The organism is Chromobacterium sp. IIBBL 290-4 (assembly GCF_024207115.1).
Lineage (GTDB): Bacteria > Pseudomonadota > Gammaproteobacteria > Burkholderiales > Chromobacteriaceae > Chromobacterium.
Genome location: NZ_CP100128.1, coordinates 161,232 through 184,311, shown reverse-complemented (window position 1 = coordinate 184,311; position 23,080 = coordinate 161,232). Strand labels below are relative to the sequence as shown.

Below are 23,080 nucleotides of genomic sequence, written 5' to 3'. Positions count from 1 at the left end.
GGTTGGAATTGGGTGATTCTAATTCTATCCAGACAGTTTATGCCAATAATTCATTTCTGCCGAGTTGCCCAAGTGCGCAGCGGCACGCCGCCGGCAATGCCGCGGCATTGCGGCGCCTTGTCGGCCGACATCAGCTTGAGTTCGCGGCCGGTCCAGGCCCAGCTGTAGCTGTCGCCGCAATCCCCTATGCCGCGCAGCTTGCCGTAGCTGGACAGCACGCCCTTGTCGAAACTGGCGTTCATCAGCTCGGCCGGCTGGCCGTCCTCATCTTTCAGCTTGAGCGGACGCGGGCGGTAGGGCGGCTTGTCATTGGCGAGCCAGGCCTGGAATCCGCCTTGATAGGCGCCGCGCGAGCACTCTCGCAACAGCAGCACTTGAGCGCCGCCCAGCCGGTACAGGCCGCTGTCGGGGTTTTCCGAGTCCGGCAGATCGCTCCAGCAATCGGCGGCCGTTTTGCGCGCCTCGCGCAATAGGGCGGGCAGCAGCGTTTTGTCTGCGGCTTGCGCAGGCGGCGTTTCGGCGGGGCGCAGCAGGGGCGCGGGCAGGGCGGGGAGCGCCGCGGCGTCGGGTTTGCCGCCTTTTTTCACCAACGCGCCGGCCGTGCCGACGCGGCCTTGGGCGTCGTCCATTTTCAGCAGCGCCGCTTTCAGGCCGGCCAGCGACAGGGTCCATTGGTGGCGGCCGTCGTTGAGCACGGCGCTGTCGGCATTGAGCATCTCCGGCAGCAATTGCTTCATTTGCGCCGCGGAAAGCGCCTGTTCCGGGGCCAGGCCGCGCCAGTTCAGCTTGCCGGCTTTCAGGGTCAGCTTGCCTACTTTGCCGTCGTCCGGGTCTGCCACTTGCAAGAGCCCGGTCAGCGCCGCGCCTGGGCCGGCGTCGCGGCTCAGCAGCAGGCTGACGGGGTTGTCGCTGTCCTGGCTCTGGGTGCCGTTGGCTTCGCAATGGCGGGTATTGTCGCAGGCGATTGCCCAGTCCTGGAATTCGTAAACCTTGGCCATGGCGGCCGGCGACAGGGCTAGCAGCAGGGGCACCAGCGCGAAACGCGTCATGATCGTCCTTTGAAGGATGCTGTAGGCATGGCGAGTATAGGTCTTTGCGGCGAAGCGCTCCAGCATTAGCCGCCGAACAGGCCCGGCGGCTCGCTGCGCTCCAGTTCGAAGCGCAGCAGCGCCGCCTTCAGCGGCAAGCCGCCCGCATAGCCGGTGAGGCTGCCGTCCGCGCCCAGCACCCTATGGCAGGGCACGATCAGCGCGATCGGGTTGGTGGCGTTGGCGCGGCCGATGGCGCGCGCGCCGTCGGGGTGCGCCAAGGCGCGCGCCAGTTCGCCGTAGCTCATCGTGCTGCCGTAAGGAATGCGCCGCAACGCCGCCCATACCTGCTGCTGGAAGGGCGTGCCGTCTGCGGCCAGGGGCAGGTCGAAATCGCGGCGCTGGCCGGCTTCATATTCGGCCAGCTGGCACGCCGCCTCTGCCAGCGCCGCGTCGTCGCGCGGGCAGGCGTGTTCGGCCAATTGCTTGGGCGAGGGGTTGAAGATCAGCCGCGTCAGCGCGCCGTCGCGGTTCAGCCAGGCGGCGACGGGGCCGAAGCGGGTATCGATCAGGCCATGGACAGTGGAGCGGGGAGCATGGGGCATAGGTTTTTTCCGGTTCAGCGGGCGGGGCGGGCTGGGCAGGCCTCGTCGCAAACCTGTTTCAGGGTGTTTCTGAGCCATTGGTGGGCCGGGTCCGCGTCCATGCGCGGGTGCCACAGCATGGAGACGGTGATCTCCGGCACATCCAGCGGCAAGGGGAAGCTGACGAGCCCGTCCAGCAGATAGCCGGTATGGCGCGAGGGCACGACGGCGATCAGCTCGTCGGCGCGGGCCAGCGCCAGGGCGGCGGAAAAACCGCTGACGGTGACGGCGATGTCGCGCTGCAGCCCGAGCAGCGTCAGCGCCCGGTCTACGCGGCTTTCTCCCTGTTCGCGCCGCGCCACCAGGATGTGGCGGCCGGCGGCGAAGCTTTCCGCCGTGACTTCTCCTTCGGCCAGCGGATGCGATGGCCGCACCACGCCGACGAAGCGGTCGCGGAACAGCGCGCGCGCCCGCAGTTCCGGCCCGGCGGTGTGGCCGATGACGCCGGTCTCCAGGTCCACTTCGCCCTTGCGCAGCGGTTCGCTGTCCTTGTCCAGCTTCAGCACAAAGCGCAGCCGCGCGCCGGGGGCTTCCGCATGCAGCCGGGCGATCAACCGCGGACCGAAGTTCTCGGCGAAGCCATCGGTGGCGCGCAGGGTGAAGGTGCGTTGCAGCGCGGCCAGATCCAGCGCGGGAGGCGGGCCGAGCGCGGCCAGCGCCGCGCGCAGCAGCGGACCCACTTGCTCGCGCAGCGCCTGCGCGCGCGGCGTGGGCGTCAGGCCGCGGCCGGCGCGCACCAGCAGCGGGTCGCCGGTGGTTTGGCGCAGGCGCGCGAGGGCGCGGCTCATCGCCGACGGGCTGAGCCGCAGCCGGCGGGCGGCGCGCGCCACGCTGCCTTCGGCGAGCAGCGCGTCCAGCACGATCAGCAGGTTCAGGTCTGGCGTCGTCATGGCCTCACCGTACCACATCCTGATATGGCGTGGCATGCACTTATAAAGTGCAATTGATGCGTCTTCCGCCTGCATGGCGCGCGGCTTACGCTGTGAGGCAGATAAGGCAAACGGGAGAGCAAGATGAAACAACGAACCACGCCGCGCGGCGGCATGGCCGCCCTGTCGCTGGCGATGCTGCTGGCCTCGCTTGGAACCAGCATCGCCAATGTGGCGCTGCCTGCGCTGTCCTTGCGATTCAGCGTGTCCTTCCAGCAGGTGCAATGGGTGGTGTTGGCCTATCTGCTGGCCAGCACCGCCTTGATCGTCGGCGCGGGGCGGCTGGGCGATCTGATGGGCCGGCGGCGCTTGTTGCTGGGCGGCCTGCTGCTGTTCGCGGCGGCCTCGCTGGCCGCCGGCCTGGCCGCGTTTCCGCTGCTGGTCGCCACGCGCGCCGCGCAAGGGCTGGGCGCGGCCGTGATGATGGCGCTGAGCATGGCCTTCGTCGCCGACATCCTGCCCCAGGAGCGCATTGGCCGCGCCATGGGCTGGCTGGGCACCATGTCGGCGGTGGGCACCGCGCTCGGCCCCTCGCTGGGCGGCGCGATGATCGCGGCCTGGGGTTGGCGCAGCATTTTCTTCTTGCTGGCCGCCTTGGCCGCGGCGGCCTGGGCGCTTGCCTGCCATAGCCTGCCGGAAGATGAAGGTTCTAGGCCGCGCGGCAAGGCCGGTTTCGATCAGGCCGGCACCGCCTTGCTGGCGCTGGCCACGGCGAGCTACGCGCTGGCCATGACCACGGGCCGCGGCCATTTCGGCGCGCAGAACGCCGCCTGGCTGGCGGCGGCGCTGGCCGGGGGCGCGGCCTTCGTCTGGCGGCAACGGCGGGCCGCATCGCCGCTATTGCGGCTGGACATGCTGCGCGATCCGGGCCTGAGCGGCGGCATGGCGATGAGCGGCCTGGTGGCGGCGGTGATGATGGCTACGCTGGTGGTCGGCCCGTTTTACCTGGCGCGCGGCCTTGGGCTGAATATGGCCGAAGTGGGGCTGGTGATGTCGGCCGGACCGGCGCTGTCTGCCCTGTCCGGTCTGCCGGCGGGCATGGCGGTGGACCGCTTTGGCGCGCGGGGCATGGCCTTGGCCGGCTTGCTTGCCATGCTGGGCGGCGCCGTCGCCTTGAGCCTGACGCCGGCCGGCTGGGGCGTGCCGGGTTATCTCGCGGCGCTGCTGATGCTGACGGCGGGCTATGCCCAGTTCCAGGCGGCCAACAATACCCAGGTGATGGCGAGCAGCGGCGCTAACGGGCGCGGCCTGGTGTCCGGCCTGCTCAATCTGGCGCGCAATCTCGGCCTGTTGACCGGAGCCGGGGCGATGGGCACGGTGTTCGCCGCCGCGGCCGGAACGGACAAGCTGGCGACGGCCGCGCCGGAAGCCATCGCCCGCGGCATGCATGCGGCCTTCGCCGTCTCGGCCGGTTTGATCGCCTTGGCCGTGCTGATCGCGCTGGGCAGCATCTTGCCCGCGCTGAGCGCCGCCGTGGGGCGGGAGGCCAGGCGGGACGCGCGTTAGCCGCTTGCCGCCGCTGCCGCTTCCGCCTAGCATGTTTTGGCAGTAGGTCCGTGCCGCGGGGCATGGGTGAATCGGCGCCGCGGCCAAGCGCGGCAAGGGGGCAAAATGCATGGGATCGCGAACGGAGTCGTCGCGCTGGTGGCGTTGCTGCACGTCTATTTTCTGGTGCTGGAAATGTTTCTGTGGGACAAGCCGCTGGGCATGAAGACTTTCCGGCTGACGTCGCAGCGGGCGCGCGACACCAAGGCCCTGGCCGCCAACCAGGGGCTGTACAACGGTTTCCTCGCCGCCGGCCTGCTATGGGGGCTGTGGCTGGGCGCGGCCGGTTTCCAGATCAAGCTGTTCTTCCTGGGCTGCGTGCTCGTGGCAGGCGTGTTCGGCGCGCTGACGGTCAACCGGCGCATCTTGTTTGTGCAGGGGCTGCCGGCGGCGTTGGGCATGGTTTTGCTGTGGCTGGGTTGAGCGGCTCAGCTGGCTGCGGAGGGCGCGTATGATTCCCGAAATAAGCCTCCGGGGCAGGGTGCTGGATCGCAAGATCCAGCCTGTGCTGATTGTGTTCAATGCCCAGGGCTTATCGGCGCGGCGAAACGATGTCTACTTGTGGCGCGTGCGGCTGGAAGAGATCGCGTCGGTGCGCATGATCAGGGGGCGCCGCCTGTTTGGCCTGTTTCCATTGGGGTGGTGGCTGGTGGTGGAAAGCCGAGGTGGCGAATGCCATGCGCTATCTGGCGTGGAGTTCGATAAAGGCGATCTCGCGCTCTTGGTGGAGCGGATCAACGACACCCTCTCTGCGCGAGGCTGGCTCAGTTAGTCCGCTCCAGCTCCTGCAAAAATCTTTCCAGCACCAGATTGGCGCGCCGCCCCTTGCGCACCGCCATCGCCAGCGGCGCGTCGTAGAAGCAGACATCCGGCAGCAGCGGCCGCATCTGGCCCTGGGCTACCCAGGCGGCGGCGAAGTGGTCCGGCAGGTAGCCGATGTAGCGGCCGCTGAGAATCAGAAAGGCGATGCCTTCGCGGTCGGAGGCGGTGGCGGCGGGGCTAAGCCGCTGCTGCAAGGCCTGAGCTTGCGGCGGCAGCCGGTAGCCGGGCGCAACGGCGTTGGCGGCGGCGAGGTCCACTTCGCTCAGGGCGTGGTCCGGGCGGCTGAACAGCGGATGCTCGCGGCTGCAATACAGCTGCGAGCGCTCGTCGTATAGCGGCAGGTAATCCAGCCCGGACAAAGGCTGGATCAGCGGCACCACGCCGGCGTGCAGCTGGCCGTCCAGCAGGCCGGTTTCGATGTCGCTGGGCGTCATCATGCCGATGGAGATCTTCACTTCCGGGCCTTGCTCGCTCAACGCTTTGAGCGCGCCGGTGACGCGCATCCTGGGCAGCGTGACCAGATTGTTGACGATGCCGATGTTCAACTCGCCGCGCAGCTGGCGGTGCAGCAGGTTCACCTCGCCGCGGAAATCTTCCAGCGCCGCCAGCAGCGTGTGGCTGGCGCGCAGCACCTCGCGGCCTTCGTCTGTCAGCGCGAAGCCGGCGCGGCCGCGCTGGCACAGCCGGATGCCGAGGCGCTTTTCCAGATCGCCCATCTGCAGGCTGATGGCGGAGCGGCTGATGCCCAGCACGCCCTCGGCGGCGGAAAAGCCGCCGCACTCGGCCACCGCGCGGAACAGCCGCAGCAGCCGGATATCGAAATCGCTGACTTGTCCCAGCGCGGGTTTCATAAGTTGAGTTCTTATTTATCTGAACATAAGAAAGATAGCATTTAACTCACGCAATGTCCGCGGCATGCTGTGTCCATATCTCCGCACACAGGCGCCCGACATGAACCCGCTCACCACCCGTTCCGAATTCGACCATTTAAACCTGCGCGCGCACTGGATGCCGTTCAGCGCCAACCGCAATTTCCAGCGCGATCCGCGGCTGATCGTCGCCGGCGAAGGCAATTATCTGATCGACGCCGACGGCCGCCGCATCTTCGACAGCCTGTCCGGCCTGTGGTGTTGCGGCGCCGGCCACAGCCGCAAGGAGATCGCCGAGGCGGCCTACCGCCAGCTGTCGACGCTGGATTACTCGCCCGGCTTCCAGTTTGGCCACCCCCTGTCGTTCTGGCTGGCCGAGCGGCTGGCGGCGATGGCGCCGGGCGAGCTGAACCACGTGTTCTTTACCAACTCCGGTTCCGAATGCGCCGACACCGCGGTGAAGATGGCGCGTGCCTACTGGCGGCTGAAGGGGCAGGCGTCCAAGACCAAGCTGATCGGCCGGGCGCGCGGCTACCACGGCGTCAACGTCGCCGGCACCAGCCTGGGCGGCATCAACGGCAACCGCAAGCTGTTCGGCCCCTTGATGGACGTCGACCACCTGCCGCACACGCTGCTGCCGGCCAACGCTTTCAGCCGCGGCCTGCCGGAGCAGGGCGCGGAGTTGGCGGACGATCTGCTGCGGCTGATCGAGCTGCACGACGCCTCCAATATCGCCGCGGTGATCGTGGAGCCGATGGCAGGCTCGGCCGGCGTCATCGTGCCACCGAAGGGCTATCTGCAACGGCTGCGGGAGATTTGCAGCCAGCACGGCATCCTGCTGATCTTCGACGAGGTGATCACCGGCTTCGGCCGTACCGGCGCCATGTTCGGCGCGGATTACTTCGGCGTGACGCCGGACATCATGAACGTGGCCAAGCAGCTGACCAACGGCGCGCTGCCTATGGGCGCGGTCATCGCCAGCAGCGAAATCTACGAGGCCTTTATGGCGCAAAGCACGCCGGAGTACGCGGTGGAGTTCGCCCACGGCTACACCTATTCCGCCCATCCGGTGGCCTGCGCGGCGGCATTGGCGGCGCTGGACGTGCTGGAGAACGAGAACCTGGTGGCCAGGGCCGCCGAGCTGGCGCCGCATTTCGAGCGCGGCATCCACGGCCTGAAAGGCTTGCCGCATGTTGTCGACATCCGCAATTGCGGCCTGGCCGGCGCGGTGCAGATCGCGCCGCGCGGCGGCGACGCCATCGTGCGGCCGTACGAGGCGGCGATGGCGCTGTGGCGCAAGGGCTTCTACGTCCGCTACGGCGGCGACGCGCTGCAGTTCGGCCCGCCGTTCACCACCACGCCGCAGGAGCTGGACAGCCTGTTCGACGCCGTCGGCGAGACGCTGGCCAAGCTGGCCTGAAGCGATTTCCCATTGAGATAAAGAGAAGCTGAAATGACGATTGTGCAACACCTGATCCACGGCGAAGCCTGCGACGGCGGCAGCCGCCGCGCGCTGGTATTCAACCCCTCCACTGGCGTAGCCATCGCCGAGGTGCAACTGGCCGACGCCACCACCGTGGCGCAGGCGGTGGCGGCCGCCCAGGCGGCGTTTCCGGCCTGGCGCGACACGCCGCCAGCCAAGCGGGCGCAGGTGCTGTTCCGCTTCAAGCAGCTGCTGGAGCAGCATGAGACCGAGATCGTGCCGCTGATCAGCCGCGAGCACGGCAAGACCCTGGAAGACGCCGCCGGCGAGCTGAAGCGCGGCATCGAGAACGTCGAATACGCCTGCGCCGCGCCGGAGCTGCTGAAGGGCGAGTACAGCCGCAACGCCGGCCCCAATATCGACGCCTGGAGCGATTTCCAGCCGCTGGGCGTGGTGGCCGGCATCACCCCGTTCAACTTCCCGGCCATGGTGCCGCTGTGGATGTATCCGCTGGCCATCGCCTGCGGCAATACCTTTGTGCTGAAGCCGTCGGAGCGCGATCCCTGCTCCACGCTGCTGATCGCCCGCCTGCTGCACGAGGCCGGCTTGCCCAAGGGCGTGCTCAATGTGGTGCATGGCGACAAGGAAGCGGTGGACGCGCTGTTGGCCGCGCCGGAGGTCAAGGCCGTCAGCTTCGTCGGCTCCACGCCGATCGCCGAATACATCTACGCCGAGGGCAGCCGCCGCGGCAAACGGGTGCAGGCCCTGGGCGGCGCCAAGAACCACGCGGTGGTGCTGCCGGACGCCGATCTCGACAACACCGTCAGCGCCCTGATGGGCGCGGCCTACGGCTCCTGCGGCGAACGCTGCATGGCGATATCGGTTGCTGTCTGCGTCGGCGACCAAGCCGCCGACGCGCTGATCGCCAAGCTCACGCCGCAGATCCAAGCCTTGAAAGTGGGGCCGGGCACCTCGCCGGGCCTGGACATGGGCCCGCTGGTGACGCGCGCCCATCTGGACAAGGTGAGCGGCTACATCGCCGACGGCGTGGCGGCCGGCGCGGCGCTGGTGGTCGATGGCCGCGGCATCCAGGTGCCGGGCCATGAGGGCGGCTTCTTCCTCGGCGGCTGCCTGTTCGACCGGGTGACGCCGCAGATGCGCATCTACCAGGAAGAAATCTTCGGCCCGGTGTTGTGCGTGGTGCGCGTGAACAGCCTGGAAGAGGCCATCGCGCTGATCAACGCCCACGAATACGGCAACGGCACCTGCATCTTCACTCGCGATGGCGAGGCGGCGCGTCTGTTCGCCGACACGGTGGAAGTGGGCATGGTGGGCATCAACGTGCCGCTGCCGGTGCCGGTGGCCTACCACAGCTTCGGCGGCTGGAAGCGGTCCTTGTTCGGCGACTTGCACGCCTACGGCCCGGACGGCGTGCGTTTCTACACCCGGCGCAAGGCGATAACCCAGCGCTGGCCGCAGCGCGCCAGCCACGAGGCCTCGCAGTTCGCCTTCCCCAGCTTGTAGCATGGCCTAGGCTTTTCCCCTCTCCCCAACCCCTCTCCCGCCAGGGGAGAGGGGCTTCCCTGCGGCAAAAACATGGCGCAAACCGACCTGGGCTGGGCGCAAGCCTTGTTTCAACCCCGTAGCACGGGTGGCCATGGCCATACCGCGGCCCGTTTAATCGCACCGGCATCGCTAGCGGGTATGACCTTCGGCCAAGCCGCGCTACGGGGCTGGCGGTTGGCGTAATCCGCGCCATGGCCTAGCGTTTGCGGGGATATGGTTTTGGCGATGAGTCGGTTCGGGATCGGTGGGCAACCCTGTCGACATTCCCCCCTCTCCCCTTGTGGGAGAGGGGCCGGGGGAGAGGGGGCGGTTTGCCGAGCATGCGCTATGCTGCAATTCCCAATGTCATGATTTAGGAGCCGCCATGCCGAATACGATACGCCTGCACCGCGTGCTGCGCGCGCAGCCGGAGCGCGTCTACCGCGCCTTTCTCGATCCGCTGGCGCTGGCCAAATGGCTGCCGCCCGAAGGTTTCGTCTGCCGGGTGCTGGAGCATGATGCCCGCGTCGGCGGCGGCTATAAAATGGAGTTTCTCGCTTTCGCCAGCGGGCAGGTCCATGCTTTTGGCGGGCGATACCTGGAGCTGGAAACGGCTGCGCGCATTCGCTACAGCGACCGTTTTGAAGACGCCGGCTTGCCGGGCGAGATGATGACTACCATTGTCTTGCAGGCGCTGGACTGCGGCGTGGATGTGTCGATTACTCAGGAAGGCATTCCCGACGCGATTCCGCCGGAAAACTGTTATCTAGGCTGGCAGCAATCGCTGAACCAGCTGGCCAGGCTGGTGGAGGCCGATGCCGGCGCGTGATCCAAGGGCTGTTGAAAAGCAAAAGGCCGGGGCAACCCGGCCTTGGCGTTTAGTCAGGCATTCCCTTAGTTGGCTGGCGCCCAAGGGTCGCCGGCGCTGGGCACATTGCCCTGGCTCCACCATTTGGCGCAGTACTTCTTGCCCTGGTACAGCGCGCAGGCGCCGCCGTTGTAGACGGTGCCGGCGGACCAGTTCTGCTGCGCGCCGCCTTGCTGCTGCCAGACCGCGGCCTGGCCCGGCGTGTCGCCCTGGGTCCACCATTGCGCTTTCCATGTCGCGCCGGCGTAGCTGACCAGGTTGCCGGACAGGTAGATCTGGCTGGCCGACCAGGCTTGGCCATTGACCGGGCCGCCATTGCCGGAACTACCGCCGCCGTAGCTCGGATCTTGGGTCACGCCGCTGCCCCAATGGTTTTTGGCGGCGGTCTTGAAGGCATTGCTGAAGGCGTAGGCGGTTTGGCTGATGCCGGAGCAAGCGGGGCCGACGGTGGCGGCATTGCCGGGGCAGGCCTGATCGCGGCTGATGGACCACATGGACAGCGTGCCCAGGCCGTTGCCGGAGGCGAAGGCGGACAGGCTGGCGGCATTGGCCAGGGTGAAGGTTTCCGGCCGAGTGTCGTTGAGGCCGACCATGGGCGTGACGCCTATCTTGGTCCACAGCTGGGCGGCGGAGAGCGTCTGGCCGCGGGCCTTGTAAGCCGCATCCAGCTGGCCGTACAGAGCCTGGGCCGCCTGCTTGGCCGCCGCGCCCATATCGCTGTTGCGCTGGCCGTAGTCCATCGCCATCACATTGACGGTGTCGAGCGTGGTTCCGCTTTTCAGCGCCGCGTTCAGCACATTGAGCCCGTCCTGGGTCAGGCCGTAGGGCATCACCGGCAGGGTCAGCGATACATGCAGCGTCTTGCCCTTGGCCTGGTAGCTTTTCTGCAGCGCCGCCACGGCGGCGAAGTTGCGCTGATTGGCCGCGGCGTCGGTCTGGGCGGTGCCTTCGATGTCGAAGTCGATGCGGTTGAGCTGGTAGGCGTCCAGCACCTTTTGGTAAGCCGCCTGCAGCGCGGCGGGAGTGGAGCAGGCCTGCTGCAGCGGCAGGCCGTTGGCGCCGCCGAAGGACACCATCACCTCGCCGCCTTTGGCGCGGAAATTGGCTATGCCGGAGGCGATGGCCGCCATCTGGGTGTCGGCGGCGTTGCCGGGAATCGGCATCACGCCGCCCCAAGACGGGTTGCAACCGTTCTGGGCGGTGACGAAGGCCAGGGTGAACTGCTGGATGCCCTGGTTGACGCCTATCTTGTCGATCTGCGGCGTCGGCCACAGCGTGACATCCACATAGGGGGCGAACACGCCGGCATGGGCGATGGGGCTGGCGAGGCCGGTCAATGCGGCAGCCAGCGCGGAGAGGGCGATGAAGGGTTTCATCTGATCGATACCTTAAGCAATACGCCGCCGCGGCGGCGATATGTTTTATTTTGTTTATAAAACTGCTGATATTTTTCAGCCTTGCTTAATATACTCGCTTGGAGTGAAAACTCAATGACGGTAATGACAAACGCGCCTCGGTGCGAGGCGCGTTTGGGGGCGAGGGCGCGGCATGTCAATCCAGCGGCCAGGGCAGGGTTTTGGCTTGGGTTTCCAACGCCTCGGGTTCCAGCGGGGCCGGCTGGTTCAGGGTATCGACGGCGCGCCACCAGGTTTCGGTCTTGTCTGCGCGCGCGGGCTCCTGCGGCTGGCCTTGGCGCGGCATCAGCAGCCGGACATCGCGCCGTTCGGACAGCGCCAGCAGCGTTTCCGCCGGCTCGTCCCAGGCGTGCATCGCCAGGTTGAACGTGCCCCAGTGCACCGGTAGAAACGCGCCGCCGCCCAGCATGTCCAGCGCTTCCAGCGCATTGGCCGGCCCCAGGTGGATGTCGCCCCAGGCCGGGTGGTAAGCGCCTATTTCCAGCATCACCAGATCGAATGGGCCCATCCGCTCGCGTATCTCCTCGAATTGGCGGGTCAGGCCGGTATCGCCGCTGAAGAACACCGAATGCCTGGGCGTGCGGATGGATAGCGAGGACCACAGCGTGGCGTTGCGGTCTTTCAGGCCGCGGCCGGAGAAATGCTGCGAGGGCGTGGCGGTGACGGTGAGTTCCGAGCCGGGATGCCGGTAGCTCTCCCACCAGTCCAGTTCGATGATGCGCTCGGGCGGCACGCCGAAGGCTTCCAGATGCGCGCCGACGCCCAGCGAGGTGACGAAGGGCGCGCCGGTCTGGGCCAGAACGCGGATGGTGGGGTAGTCCAGATGGTCGTAATGGTCGTGCGAGACCAGGATCGCATCCAGCGGCGGCAGCTCCTTCAGCTTGACCGGAGACGGCTGGAAGCGCTTGGGGCCGGCCAGGCGGGTGGGCGAGGCGCGGCTGCCCCAGACCGGATCGGTCAGCAGCCGCAGGCCGTCGATCTCGATCAATACGCTGGAGTGGCCCAGCCAGGTGGCGCGCAGGCCGGACTCCGGCGGTTTGCGCCAGTCGTGGCGCGGGTCATGCGTGGGGAGGGGGCCGGCGGGAACGCGCCGCTCGCCGCCGCACAGGAAGTCGCGCAGCGAGGGCATGGCCGCGCCGGGATCGCGGCGGCCGGGGCCGGTGGGCTGGGTGTTGGCGAAGCCGCTGCCGTTCCAGCGCGGCGAGTTTTGCATCCGCTCCAAGCGGATGCCCTTCGATTTCTTGCCCAATGCCTTCATCTTCGCCTCCTCGGCCGCTTTAGCTGCCAATGTAGCCAGCGCCGGCCGGAGTGTCGAGCCGGAATGGACGAGCGCGCATTGCCTATACTGTTTGGATGTCGTGTTTGGGCGAAACCGGATGCGAGGAGGGCGCATGGACCAGGATGTGGAAGAAGTCTTGCTGAGCTTGGCGGAACAGGCCGGCTTGCCGGCTTTCTCGGTGCGGGACATGGTCGCGGTGCAAAGAGCCCTGCACCCCCGCGCCAGTCTGCTTTACTGGGCGGTGGTCGATTTCAGCCTGCCGTCCAGCGAGGAGCGCTTATTCGTCTTCGATACCCTGGAGTGCGGCGTGCAGCGCTTCCTGGTGGCGCATGGCGCGGGACGGGAGCGGAACGCCAACCTGGCCATGGCCTCGGACTTTTCCAACGATCCTGCGTCCAATGCCTCCTGCCTGGGGGTATGCCGGGCGGCGGAGATGTTCGACGGGCCGGAGGGCGTGTCATTGCGGCTGGATGGCTTGCAGCCCGGCAACGCGAATATGCGCGCGCGCAATCTGGTGATGCATGGCGCGGCATTCGCTTCGCGGACCTTTTTGAACGACAACGGCATCCTGGGCCGCTCGGACGGCAGCTTGGCGGTGGACCCGCAGTTCGCGCGCGGACTGATCAATATGCTGCATGGCGGCTCCTACTTGCATTGCATCGCCAAGCGCGCCTGAGTCAGGGACTCAGCTGCTTCAACGCTTCCATGGTGTGGTAGAAGGCGTGGTCCAATTGGTCCTGCAATTTGGCGGCGTCGGCGATGTCGGCGTTCTTGCCCAGTTTTTCCAAGGTCTGGCATAGCGAGGACAGCGGCAGCGCGCCTATGCTGGCCGAGCTGTTCTTTAGCGCGTGGGCCTGCCGGAACAAGGCCGGGCCGTCGTCGGCGGCGATAGCCTGGCGGATGCCGGCCAGCATGGCCGGGCTCTCCTGCAGCCAGGCGGCCAGCATCTTTTCAAGCAGGTCGGAGCGGATGGCATGAATGGCGTTGTGGGTGGCCGGGTCCAGCCAGAGCGTTTCCGCTTCCTCTTGATGGATGCATTCCAGATCCAGCGGCAACCAGCGCGACAGCGCTTCGGCTAACTGCTGCTGGTTGAACGGTTTGCTCAAATAGTCGTCCATGCCGGCATCCAGGCAGCGCTCCCTTTCGCCCACGCCGGCGTTGGCCGTCAGCGCGACGATGGTCAGGCGGCTGGTTTGGCCGTTTTCGCCGGCCCGGATGGCGGCCGTGGTCTGCCAGCCGTCCAGCACCGGCATTTCGCAATCCATCAGCGCCAGGTCGTAAGGGCTTTCCGCCAGCGCCGCCAGCGCCAGCTCGCCATTGCGCGCCAGCGTGAAGGTGCAGCCCAGATTGGTCAGCATGGCGCCGGCCAGCTCCTGATTGACCATATTGTCCTCAACCAGCAGCACGTGGCCGCGCAGCCGGACGCATCGGGGCGTAGCTTCCTCGGATGCCGCCGGCCCTTCCGCCTCCAGCCTGAGCAGCGCATTGAGCAATTCTGAGCGGCGCACCGGCTTGGACAGCACTTGCTTGGCCAGCTGCATGGCGCGGTTGACCTGCAGGAAGTCATCGGCGGCGGAGCTGAGCAGTATGGCCGGCGGCGCGCGCTCTCCCAGGCGTTCATGGACTTGCTGAAGCAGCATCAGCCCATCGGTGTCCGGCATCATCATGTCGGTGAGGATCAGATTGAATGGGTCGCCGCTTTGCTCGTCCAGCAATTTCAGCGCCTGGGCCGCGTCATTCGCCGCGCGCACCTGGCAATGCCAGGAGGCCAGCTGGTGCTGCAGGATTTCCAGATTGGTGGGGTTGTCGTCCACGACCAGCGCGCGGATATGGCTGAGGTCGGCGGCCGCGGGCGGCGGGGACTGGCGAGGCGCGCGGGGCAGGCTCAGCGTGAAGTGGAATTCCGAGCCCTTGTCGGCCTCGCTGTGCAGCTCTATCCGGCCGTTCATCATGCCCAGCAGCCGCTGCGAGATGGCCAGGCCCAGTCCGGTGCCGCCAAAGCGCCGGGTAGTGGAGCTGTCGGCCTGGCTAAAGGGCCGAAACAGGCGCGCCTGCTGCTCCGGCGTGATGCCGATCCCGGTATCGCGGACGCTGACGTGGAAGGCGAGCTCCGCCTCCGACTCGTTTTCCAGGCGCAGGCGGATCAACACCTGCCCGCGCTCGGTGAACTTGACCGCATTGCCTATCAGATTGGTGATGACTTGCCCCAGGCGCTTGCCGTCGCCGACGACCTCGATCAGCCTTGCCGGCAGGGCGCACAGGATTTCCAGCCCCTTGCCGAAAGCCACCGGGGACAGCCTCTCCACGACTTCCTCGATCAGCGTGTTCAGGCAGAAGGGGTGCTTGTCGAGTTCGAACTTGCCGGCTTCGATCTTGGAAAAGTCCAGGATGTCGCTGATGATGGCCAGCAGGTTCTCGCCGGAACGGCGCACCACATTGACGTAATGACGCTGCTGCTCGTCCAGCCGGGTTTTCAGCAGCAGGTCGGTCATGCCGATCACGCCGTTGAGCGGCGTGCGGATTTCATGGCTCATCACCGCCAGGAACTCGCTCTTGGCGCGGTTGGCCGCTTCGGCGGCGTCGCGCGCGGCCAGCAGATGCTCGGTTTGGGCGCTCAGCTGTTTATTGGCGCTTTCCAATTCCTGGCCGCGCAGCCGCAGCGCCTGTTCGCGCTGGTGCAGCTTCTGGTACAGCCGCACGCGGTTGAGCAAGAGGCTGTCGTCCAGCGGTTTGGTCAGATAGTCCACCGCGCCCAGGCCATAGCCGCGGCTGAAAAATTCTTCGGCCTTGAAAATGGCGGTGACGAAGACGATGGGAATGTTGCGGGTCCGCTCCGTCATCTGCAGATGGCCGGCGGTTTCAAAACCGTCCATGCCGGGCATCTGCACATCCAGCAGAATCAGGTGGATATCGTTTTCCAGCGTCGACATCAGCGCGTCCTCGCCGGAGGCGGCCTCGATGACCTCGCAGTCCGGCAGCCGCGACAGCAGCGCGCGCAGCGTGACGCGGTTATTGATGTTGTCGTCCACCACCAAGATGGAAAAAAGCTCGCTCATGCCGCGGCGCTCCTGGCCAGTCGATAGACGCTGCTGCCGCGGCGATAGGGCTCGAAGCCCGAGTCCAGCGCCTGCCGGTGCAGGCCGTCCTGCGGGCCCAGCACCAGGAAGCCGTCGGCGTGCAGCGAGCGGGCGAAGCGGCGCAGCACCTGGCGCTGCAGCTCGGCGTCGAAATAGATCAGCACATTGCGGCAGACGATCAGCTGAAATTCATTGAACACGCCTTCGTCGGTCAGCGAGTGGCGGTAGAACAGAATGCGCTGCCGCAGCGCGTCGGCCAGCCGCAAAAAGCGGCCATTGTCGGTCAGATAGGCGTCGAACAGCCTCTCGCCGCCGCTGGCCAGATAGTTTTGCCGATTGAGCGCCAGCGCGTCGCGCGGGAACAGGCTGCTGGCGCCCAGTTCCAGCAGGTAGGGGTTGAGGTCGGTGGCGAATACATGGCTGCGATCCAGCAGCGCCAGCTCTTCCAGCATGATGGCCAGGGAGTAGGGTTCCTCGCCGCTGGAGCAGCCGGCCGACCACAGCTTGATCAGCGGAAAGCTGGACAGATAGGGCAGCACCTCTTCGCGCAATAGCTTGAGTTGAGGGGGGTGGCGGAAAAAGCTGGTCACGCCAACCGGCAGTTCCGCGGCCAGCCTCTCGAACTGGGAGGTGTCGGTCAGCACCGCGCGCTGGAAGTCGGCGAACACGCGCAGATTGAATTGCCCCATCAGATTGACGACGCGGCGCTGCAGGCTGTCGCGCTGATAATGCCGGAAGTCCCAGCCGTAGTGGCTGGCCAGGGCGGACAAAAACAGCTCCAGCAAGTCGCCCTCGGGCTTGGCGGCCGGTCCTGCGGCCATGGCGGCGGCGAAGCTGCAGATGGCGGGCAGTTTCAGCGCCAGCGAGTAATGGCCGGCGTCGCGGGCCGCGTCCGGCATCACCCGCGCCGGAGCGCATTCGCTGCCGTCCTGCACGATGACGCAGCCGCCGGCGGCGCGGATGGCGGCGCAGCCGTCCACGCCGTCGCTGCCGAAGCCGCATAGCAGCGCCGCCAGCAGGCTGGGGCCGTATTCTCCGGCCAAGGATTGGAACAGGGCGTCGATGGAGGGGCGGGCGAACTGGATTTGCCGGTCGCGCGTCAGGTAGACATAGCCGTGCGCCGCCTTCATGTGGTGGCCTGGCGGCGCCACATACAGGCGGCCGGCTTCGATTCGCGTCATATGCTGCGGCATTTCCACCCGGTAATCGGTGCGAGTCTGCAGCAGCTGATCCAGCAGATTGATCTGGTTTTCCTGCACATGCTGGGCGACGAAGACCGCGATGTCGGCCAGCGGCAGGCTTTCCACAATGCGCAGTATGCTTTCCAGGCTTTGCGCCGAACCGGCCAGCGCGATGGCCTGGAGCGGCGCGCGGGGCTCGGCCGGCGCGGCTTGCTGGCTGACCTGCCGGGCCGGCAGGCCGAGCCGGGACAGGGTGTGGGCCAGCAATGCACGATAGGCCAGGATCTTCAGGCGGCCGCCGCGGTCCAGCCTGGCGGAAAGCGCGGCCAGGAGGTCGGCGGGCAAAGCGTCGGCGTCGTAGAAACACAGCTCCAGCGCCTGTTCCGGCGTCTGCTCCAGCAGCGCCAGCAAGGCGTCATGGTCTTCCTGCTTGTCCATGGCGCCCAGGATCACGGCGCGGCGGATGTCGTCCTTCTTTTGCACCGAAACATTCATCGGCCGCGGCCTCCGCTCCATTGCGAGGCTTTGGCCACCAGCAGGTCGTAATCCACCGGCTTGGACAGATAGTCGTCGGCGCCGGCGTTGAGGATTTTCTCGCGCTCGGTCGGCAGCGCCTTGGCAGTGATGGCCACCACCGGCAGGCTGGCCCAGTCGGGATGGGCGCGGATTTCGGCGATGGTCTGATAGCCATCCATTTCCGGCATCATGATGTCCATCAGCACCAGGTCGGGACGCTCGCGGGCGAGGTATTCCAGCGCCCGCTTGCCGTTCACCGCATTGCTGATGGCGGCCCCATGCCGCTCCAGGGCCGCCGTGATCACGAACAGATTGCGCGGATCGTCGTCCACCACCAGGATGCGCTTGCCCTCCAGCAGCTTGCTGCCGGCGGCGGGCGGCGGGTTCTGCTGCGTCGCCTGCTGCCTGGGCACGTCTTGCAGGAAGCGCTCCACATTTTCCAGCAGCCGTTGGCCGGCCTGCGGCGTTTTGACGATCACGCAGTCGGTGTAGGCGCGCAAGGCCGCCTCGTCTTCATCGCTGGGCGTTTGCGTGGCGAAGAACACCAGGGCGATGGCGGGTGCGGCGGCGCGCAGCGCGGCGGCGGTGGCCAGGCTGTCGGCGGCGGGCGATTCGCCCAGATCGATGATGGCCAGCCGCGCGGGGTGCTGTTGCAGCCATGCGGGCCAGTCGGCGTCGGCAGGCGCGGCTTGCACCGCGCCGCCGGCGGCGCCGACCAGCTCGGAAACCTCCTCGTGGCGGATGCCGCCGCGCTCCACCACCAGGATGCCGTCGCTGCTGCCGCCAACCGCGCGTATCAGCTCGGCTTCGGCCGCCGCCAGCCGCTGGTCGCTGGCCGGTTTGGTCAGGAAGCCGATGGCACCCTGATGCAGCAAGGCCTCGTCGCGGTCGCGCGCCGAAACGATATACACCGGGATGCCCGCCAGTTCGGGGCGGGTCTTGATCTCGTGCAGCACCTGGGTGCCGTCCATATCGGGCAGGCTCAGGTCTAGCAGAATGCCGCTCAGCCGGTGGCGGCCGGCCAGGGCCAGGCCTTCGCCGCCGCTGGCCGCCAGCAGCGTTTTATAGCCGAGCCGGCGGTTCATCGTCAGCAGCATGCGGCTGAACACCGGATCGTCGTCTATCAGCAGAATGATGCGGTCGCCGGCATGCAGCTGGTTGCGGTCGTCGGCCGGCGCGGCGGGCAGCGCGTGATGCTTGGCCGGCTCGACGCCGTTGGCGGCGGCGTGGGCGTCGGGCAGCCAGAGTATGAATTCGCTGCCCTGGCCGGGCGCGCTGCGCAGTTCGATCAGCCCGCCCAGCATTTCGGCGAAGCGCTGGCTGATGGTGAGGCCGAGGCCGGTGCCGCCGAATTCGCGCGAGGTGGAGCCGTCGGCTTGCTGGAAGGCTTCGAAGATCATGCCGCGCTTTTCTTCGGGAATGCCGATGCCGGTGTCCTTCACCGTTAGGCTGATAGGCAGCGGCGTGTCTTCGTGGCGCGCCAGGCAGAGCGTGACGCTGCCCTGGCGGGTGAATTTGATGGCGTTGGTGAGCAGATTGCGCAAAATTTGCGACAGTTTGTCCGGGTCGGTCACAAAGTCGGCGCGCAACTGGTCATCGATGATGAAGTCCAGCCCCTTGTCGCTTGCCAGATGTTCGAACATGCCTTGCAGCTCGGTGCAGAGTTCGGCGCTGTTCAAGGTGGCCAGGTGCACGTCCATGCGGCCGGCCTCCACTTTGGACAGGTCGAGCACGTCGTTGATCAGCCGCAGCAGGTCCTCGCCGGAACGGTGGATCACCTGCGCCCATTTCAGCGCTTCGCCGTCTACCTTGCCCTGGTCGTCGTTGACCATCATCTTGGACAGCAGAATGATGGAGTTGAGCGGCGTGCGCAGCTCGTGCGACATATTGGCCAGGAATTCCGACTTGTATTTGCTGGCCTGCTCCAGTTCCTGCGCCTTGTTTTCCTGCTGCTTGCGGGACTCCTGCAATTCCTGGTTCTGCTGTTCCAGCTGCTGCTGCGATTCTTCCATCTGCGCGTTGGTCTGCTGCAGCTCCTCGGTTTGCTGGCGCAGCTGCTGCTGCACTTCTTCCATTTGGGCATTGCTTTGCTGCAGTTCTTCCGATTGTTGCTGCAATTGCTGCTGCTGCTCTTCCATGCGGGCATTGCTTTCGCGCAGCTGCTCGCTTTGCTGGCGCATTTCCTTTTCCGCCGCCTCGCTGGCCGACAGCAGCTTGCGGATGTGCACGCGCTGCTCGGCCACGAACAGGAAGGAGGCCAGCATGCCGCTGACGCTGGCCAGGAATTCCAGTTTGCGCTCGTCGAAGCGCTGCATGCTGGACAGCTCGATCACGCCCACCATTTCCTTTTCGTGCAGCAAGGGATAGGTATAGGTGTAGCGCGGCAGGGTCAGCGCGGTGCCGGTGACGATGGGGGCGGCTTCCTCTCCGCCGCCGCTGCCGATTTCGAGAATGATGGGTTTGCGCTCGCGCGCCACCTGGCCCACCGCGCCCTCGCCCAGCGAAAAGCGGGCGCCGATGTGCTGGCGTTCGGTGTACATATAGCTGCCTATCAACTGCAGCGATTTGTCGGCGTCTTGATACAGATAGAACACGCCGCGGCCGGCTTCCAGGTAGCGGCCTATCATGCCGATGGCGGCGTCGGCCAGCTGTTCGGTGGTGAGGTCGCCGGTCAGCGCCGCCGAAATCTGGCCGTAACCGTCTTTCAGCCAATTGCGGCGCTCGTCTTCGACGCGGGCGCCGCGCAGCATTCTGATCATGTCGTTGATGGCGATGCCGAGCTTGTCCTTGTTCGACGCCAGCCGCACTTCCTGGCTCAGGTCGCCCTGGCCTATGGCGTAGGCGCGGCTGGCCAGCGTGTCCAGCGCGCCGACCAACTCCTGCAAGCGGGCCATCAGGCTGCTGTCGTCGCCGGCGCGCAGTTGGATGTTGACGTCGAGGTCGCCTTCGGCCAGACGGGAGGCGATGTCGGCGGCCTCGGTCGGCTCGCCGCCCAGCCGGCTGAGTATGGAGCGGCTGGTCAGCCAGCCCAGCAGGCCGATGGCCAGCAGCATGGCCGCGCTGATGATCAGCGTCAGCTGGATGGCGCCGCGCTTGGTGAGCGCCGCCTCGTCGGAGAACTTTCGGGCGATCACCATATTGTAATCGACGTGCTCGTCGATCAGCTTTTGCAGTTGATCCGAGATGGGATCCATGGCCAGCACCAGGTCCCGGCTCTTGGCTTGGTTGGACTCCTTGTCTTCTATGACGGCCAGCATCAGATCCAGCTTGGACTGGTATTGAGCCCAAACCGGTTTTTCCCTTTCCAGGTCGGCGCGGTCGGTCTCATCGGCAAAGCAGCTGACGCCGGCGCAGCCGTCGACTTCATAGGCGCGTATCGCTTGGCTGACGTCGGCGCGGGCGCGCTCCAGCTTGGTTTCTACCTTGTTCTGCTCGCTCTTGTCGCCGGCGTAAACCAGCCGGCTGGTCTGGATGCTGACTTCCTGGAAGGCGCGGCGCAGATCGCCGAGCGCCTTGAGGCTGGGAACGGCATTGATATTGGCGTAATTGGCGCCGTCGTAAACCTTCTCCAACAGATACTGTTCCAGCGCCGTCAGCATGGAGAGACCCAGCAGCGCGGTGGCCACCAGCAAGGCCATGTTCTTGCCCACAGTCAGTTTCATAGACCCGCCCCGATCCTGTCTCGATTTATGTTGCAGTGTAGACAATCAGTGTTTTCGCGAAGCGATTAAAACCGGCTAGACTGGAGATAGCCGCAATGCCGATGGGGGCGAGTGCATGCCGATGCCGGGCGACATATTGGTGGTGGATGACACCCTGACCACGCTGATGATGCTGCTGGCCTTGCTGTCAACCGAGGGCTATCAAGTCAGCTCGGCGCAGAGCGGCGCCGAGGCGCTGTCGCTCGTCTCTCAAAAGTCGCCAGATTTGATTTTGCTGGACTTCAGCCTGCCGGACATGGATGGGCTGGCGGTATGCCGCGAGCTGAAAATGAACCCGCGCACCCGCGATATCCCCATTCTGTTTCTCAGCTCCATCGCCGATACCGACACCAAGGTGGAGGGCTTTGCCGCCGGCGCGGTGGATTTCATCGGCAAGCCTTTCGAACGCAGCGAACTGCTGGCGCGCGTCAATACCCATCTGGATCTGGCGCGGCTGAAGAAGCGGCTGAGCAAGCTGGTGGAGGAGAAGACCGAATCCCTGCGCGTCAGCGAGCAGCGTTTCCGCGCCCTGATCGAGCAAGCGCCGGAAGCCATCATGGTGTTCGACCGCGATCGCGGCGTTTTCGTCGACGCCAATCAACAAGCCGAGCTGTTGACCGGGCGCACGATAGCCGAATTGACGGGTCTTTCCCCCATTTCCCTGTACGACGAGCAACAGCCGGACGGCCTGCCCACCACCGAGAGCGTGCGCATGCATGCCGATAGGGCGATGCAGGGCGAGGTGCAGCTGTTTGAGCGCGTGATCATCCGGCCCGATGGCCGCCGGGTGCCCTGCGAGGTGCGCTTGAGCCGCTTGCCGAGCGAAACCAGCCATTTGCTGCGAGTCAGCTATATCGACATCTCTTCGCGGGTGGCGGCGCAGGAGCGCATCAACCGGCTGGCGTATTTCGATTCCCTGACCGGGCTGGTCAACCAGAGCGGCTTGATGGAAAAGCTGGACACGCTGTCGCAGGTTTGCCAAAAGGTGGGCAACCATGCCTTCGCCGTGTTGCTGCTGGAGCTGGAGGATTTCAAATTCATCAACGATGTCTATGGCAATCGGGTGGGCGACTTGCTGCTGCGGGAGCTGGCGGCCCGGCTGCAGCGGCTGGTGAACGGCAACGGTATGGTGGCGCGGCATGGCGGCGTGGAGTTCGTGCTGCTGCTCAATGACGTGGCTGACACCGCCCATGCCGAAGCCATGGCCGAGCGCATGCTGGAAGTGGTGGCCGCGCCCTACAATATCGACGAGATGACCTTGCATATCTCGGCCAGCGTGGGGGTGAGCTTGTGCCCGCAGCATGGGAAGAGCGGCAGCGAATTGCTGCGCAACGCCGATATGGCGCTTTACCATGCCAAGCAGCAAGTGGTGCATCGCTATTACGCTTTCGAGACCGGCCTGGTGGAGCGGATGCGGGAGCGGATCGAGCTGGAAAAGGCCTTGCGCCAAGCCATAGACCATAGCCAACTGGTGCTTTACTACCAGCCGCAGGTGGAGCTGAACACCGGCCGGGTGGTGGGGGTGGAGGCGCTGGCGCGCTGGCCGCACCCCGAGCGCGGCATGATTTCGCCGGCCAGCTTCATCCCGGTGGCGGAGCAGTCCGGCCTGATCCTGCCGCTGGGCCGCTGGGTGCTGCAGGAGGCTTGCCGGCAGCTGAAAAGTTGGCAGCAGCAGGGTTTGGGCGATATCCGGATGTCGGTGAACCTCAGCGTGGCGCAGTTCACCGATGTGGACTTGACCCAGTTCATCGCCGACACCTTGGCCAAGACCGGGGTGGCGCCGGAGGCGCTTGAGCTGGAAATCACCGAATCCTTCACCATGCTGTCGCCGCCGCAGTCCATCCAGATGCTGCGCCAATTCCGCGACATGGGCATCCACTGCGCGATCGACGACTTCGGCACTGGCCATTCCTCCTTGGCTTATCTCACCCGTTTCCCGGTGGACACGCTGAAGATAGACCAGTCTTTCATCCGCAATATCTCCAGCGACGAGCGCGACAACGCCTTATGCGACACCATCGCCTATCTTGCCCACCGCATGGGCCTGCGCGTGGTGGCCGAGGGGGTGGAGACCGAGCAGCAGCTGACTTTCCTGGCCAGCATCCATGTCGATGTGGTGCAAGGCTATCTGCTCAGCCGCCCGGTGCCGGCCGCGGAAGCCGGGGAGTTCATCCGCCAGCGCCTCAACGGCGTGCCTTTGGCCGGCGTGGAATACTTCTGATTCTTTTCTTGCCTACG

General features: G+C 66.1%; 17 protein-coding genes. 8 read left to right on the top strand and 9 right to left on the bottom strand.

Annotated features, from left to right (window positions below):
* Window positions 1-50: 50 nt before the first annotated feature.
* The 3 genes from NKT35_RS00760 to NKT35_RS00750 form a co-directional block, all read right to left on the bottom strand.
* Window positions 51-1,049, bottom strand: a complete 999-nt coding sequence (locus NKT35_RS00760; protein ID WP_254297901.1) for a DUF1176 domain-containing protein — start codon at window positions 1,047-1,049, stop codon at window positions 51-53.
* Window positions 1,050-1,114: 65 nt separating this feature from the next.
* Complete coding sequence (locus tag NKT35_RS00755; RefSeq protein ID WP_305883457.1) at window positions 1,115-1,633, bottom strand: methylated-DNA--[protein]-cysteine S-methyltransferase; 519 nt, start codon at window positions 1,631-1,633, stop codon at window positions 1,115-1,117.
* Window positions 1,634-1,647: 14 nt separating this feature from the next.
* Window positions 1,648-2,562 carry a LysR family transcriptional regulator gene (locus NKT35_RS00750; RefSeq protein ID WP_254297900.1) on the bottom strand — a complete coding sequence of 305 codons (915 nt, stop codon included), beginning with the start codon at window positions 2,560-2,562 and terminating at the stop codon, window positions 1,648-1,650.
* A gap of 123 nt (window positions 2,563-2,685) precedes the next feature.
* Between NKT35_RS00750 and NKT35_RS00745 the strand changes: the two genes are divergently transcribed.
* The 3 genes from NKT35_RS00745 to NKT35_RS00735 all read left to right on the top strand — a co-directional run bounded on the left by NKT35_RS00745 (window position 2,686) and on the right by NKT35_RS00735 (window position 4,918).
* Window positions 2,686-4,107, top strand: a complete 1,422-nt coding sequence (locus NKT35_RS00745; protein WP_254297899.1) for an MFS transporter — start codon at window positions 2,686-2,688, stop codon at window positions 4,105-4,107.
* A 105-nt stretch (window positions 4,108-4,212) separates the two neighbouring features.
* Window positions 4,213-4,569 (top strand): DUF1304 domain-containing protein, encoded by a 357-nt coding sequence (locus tag NKT35_RS00740; RefSeq protein WP_254297898.1) that lies wholly within the window; start codon window positions 4,213-4,215, stop codon window positions 4,567-4,569.
* 28 nt (window positions 4,570-4,597) lie between these two features.
* Window positions 4,598-4,918, top strand: a complete 321-nt coding sequence (locus NKT35_RS00735; protein ID WP_254297897.1) for a hypothetical protein — start codon at window positions 4,598-4,600, stop codon at window positions 4,916-4,918.
* Here NKT35_RS00735 and NKT35_RS00730 read toward each other — a convergent pair.
* A complete protein-coding gene (locus NKT35_RS00730; RefSeq protein WP_254297896.1) occupies window positions 4,911-5,819 on the bottom strand; it encodes a LysR family transcriptional regulator in 909 nt (302 codons plus the stop codon). The genes NKT35_RS00735 and NKT35_RS00730 overlap by 8 nt on opposite strands.
* 100 nt (window positions 5,820-5,919) lie before the next feature.
* Between NKT35_RS00730 and aptA the strand changes: the two genes are divergently transcribed.
* The 3 genes from aptA (at window position 5,920) to NKT35_RS00715 (ending at window position 9,634) form a co-directional block, all read left to right on the top strand.
* The gene (gene aptA / locus NKT35_RS00725; RefSeq protein WP_254297895.1) at window positions 5,920-7,257 is read left to right on the top strand and encodes an omega-aminotransferase AptA; all 1,338 of its coding nucleotides are present in this window, start codon (window positions 5,920-5,922) and stop codon (window positions 7,255-7,257) included.
* Between the two features lie 33 nt (window positions 7,258-7,290).
* On the top strand, window positions 7,291-8,784 hold the full coding sequence (locus tag NKT35_RS00720) for a CoA-acylating methylmalonate-semialdehyde dehydrogenase (RefSeq protein ID WP_254297894.1): 1,494 nt from the start codon (window positions 7,291-7,293) through the stop codon (window positions 8,782-8,784).
* 406 nt (window positions 8,785-9,190) lie between these two features.
* On the top strand, window positions 9,191-9,634 hold the full coding sequence (locus NKT35_RS00715; RefSeq protein WP_254297893.1) for an SRPBCC family protein: 444 nt from the start codon (window positions 9,191-9,193) through the stop codon (window positions 9,632-9,634).
* Window positions 9,635-9,699: 65 nt separating this feature from the next.
* Here the strand turns inward: NKT35_RS00715 and NKT35_RS00710 are convergent, their stop codons facing one another.
* Both NKT35_RS00710 and NKT35_RS00705 read right to left on the bottom strand, forming a co-directional pair.
* Entirely contained in the window at window positions 9,700-11,049 is a 1,350-nt protein-coding gene (locus tag NKT35_RS00710) for a chitinase (protein ID WP_305883456.1), read from the bottom strand.
* Between the two features lie 175 nt (window positions 11,050-11,224).
* Entirely contained in the window at window positions 11,225-12,346 is a 1,122-nt protein-coding gene (locus NKT35_RS00705; RefSeq protein WP_254297892.1) for an MBL fold metallo-hydrolase, read from the bottom strand.
* A 133-nt stretch (window positions 12,347-12,479) separates the two neighbouring features.
* Here NKT35_RS00705 and NKT35_RS00700 point away from each other — a divergent pair, with 133 nt between their 5' ends.
* Window positions 12,480-13,043 carry a murein L,D-transpeptidase catalytic domain-containing protein gene (locus NKT35_RS00700; protein ID WP_254297891.1) on the top strand — a complete coding sequence of 188 codons (564 nt, stop codon included), beginning with the start codon at window positions 12,480-12,482 and terminating at the stop codon, window positions 13,041-13,043.
* Window position 13,044: 1 nt separating this feature from the next.
* On the opposite strand, the gene NKT35_RS00695 is transcribed toward NKT35_RS00700, so the two are convergent.
* Genes NKT35_RS00695 through NKT35_RS00685 form a run of 3 tightly spaced genes read right to left on the bottom strand, consistent with a single transcriptional unit; the run spans window position 13,045 to window position 20,803 of the window.
* Window positions 13,045-15,423 (bottom strand): response regulator, encoded by a 2,379-nt coding sequence (locus tag NKT35_RS00695; protein WP_254297890.1) that lies wholly within the window; start codon window positions 15,421-15,423, stop codon window positions 13,045-13,047.
* Window positions 15,420-17,120 carry a chemotaxis protein CheB gene (locus NKT35_RS00690; RefSeq protein ID WP_254297889.1) on the bottom strand — a complete coding sequence of 567 codons (1,701 nt, stop codon included), beginning with the start codon at window positions 17,118-17,120 and terminating at the stop codon, window positions 15,420-15,422. The genes NKT35_RS00695 and NKT35_RS00690 overlap by 4 nt, the downstream gene beginning before the upstream one ends.
* Window positions 17,117-20,803, bottom strand: coding sequence for a response regulator (locus NKT35_RS00685; protein WP_254297888.1), 3,687 nt, complete (start codon window positions 20,801-20,803; stop codon window positions 17,117-17,119). The genes NKT35_RS00690 and NKT35_RS00685 overlap by 4 nt, the downstream gene beginning before the upstream one ends.
* 115 nt (window positions 20,804-20,918) lie before the next feature.
* Here NKT35_RS00685 and NKT35_RS00680 point away from each other — a divergent pair, with 115 nt between their 5' ends.
* Window positions 20,919-23,063 (top strand): putative bifunctional diguanylate cyclase/phosphodiesterase, encoded by a 2,145-nt coding sequence (locus NKT35_RS00680; RefSeq protein WP_254297887.1) that lies wholly within the window; start codon window positions 20,919-20,921, stop codon window positions 23,061-23,063.
* Window positions 23,064-23,080: the final 17 nt, after the last annotated feature.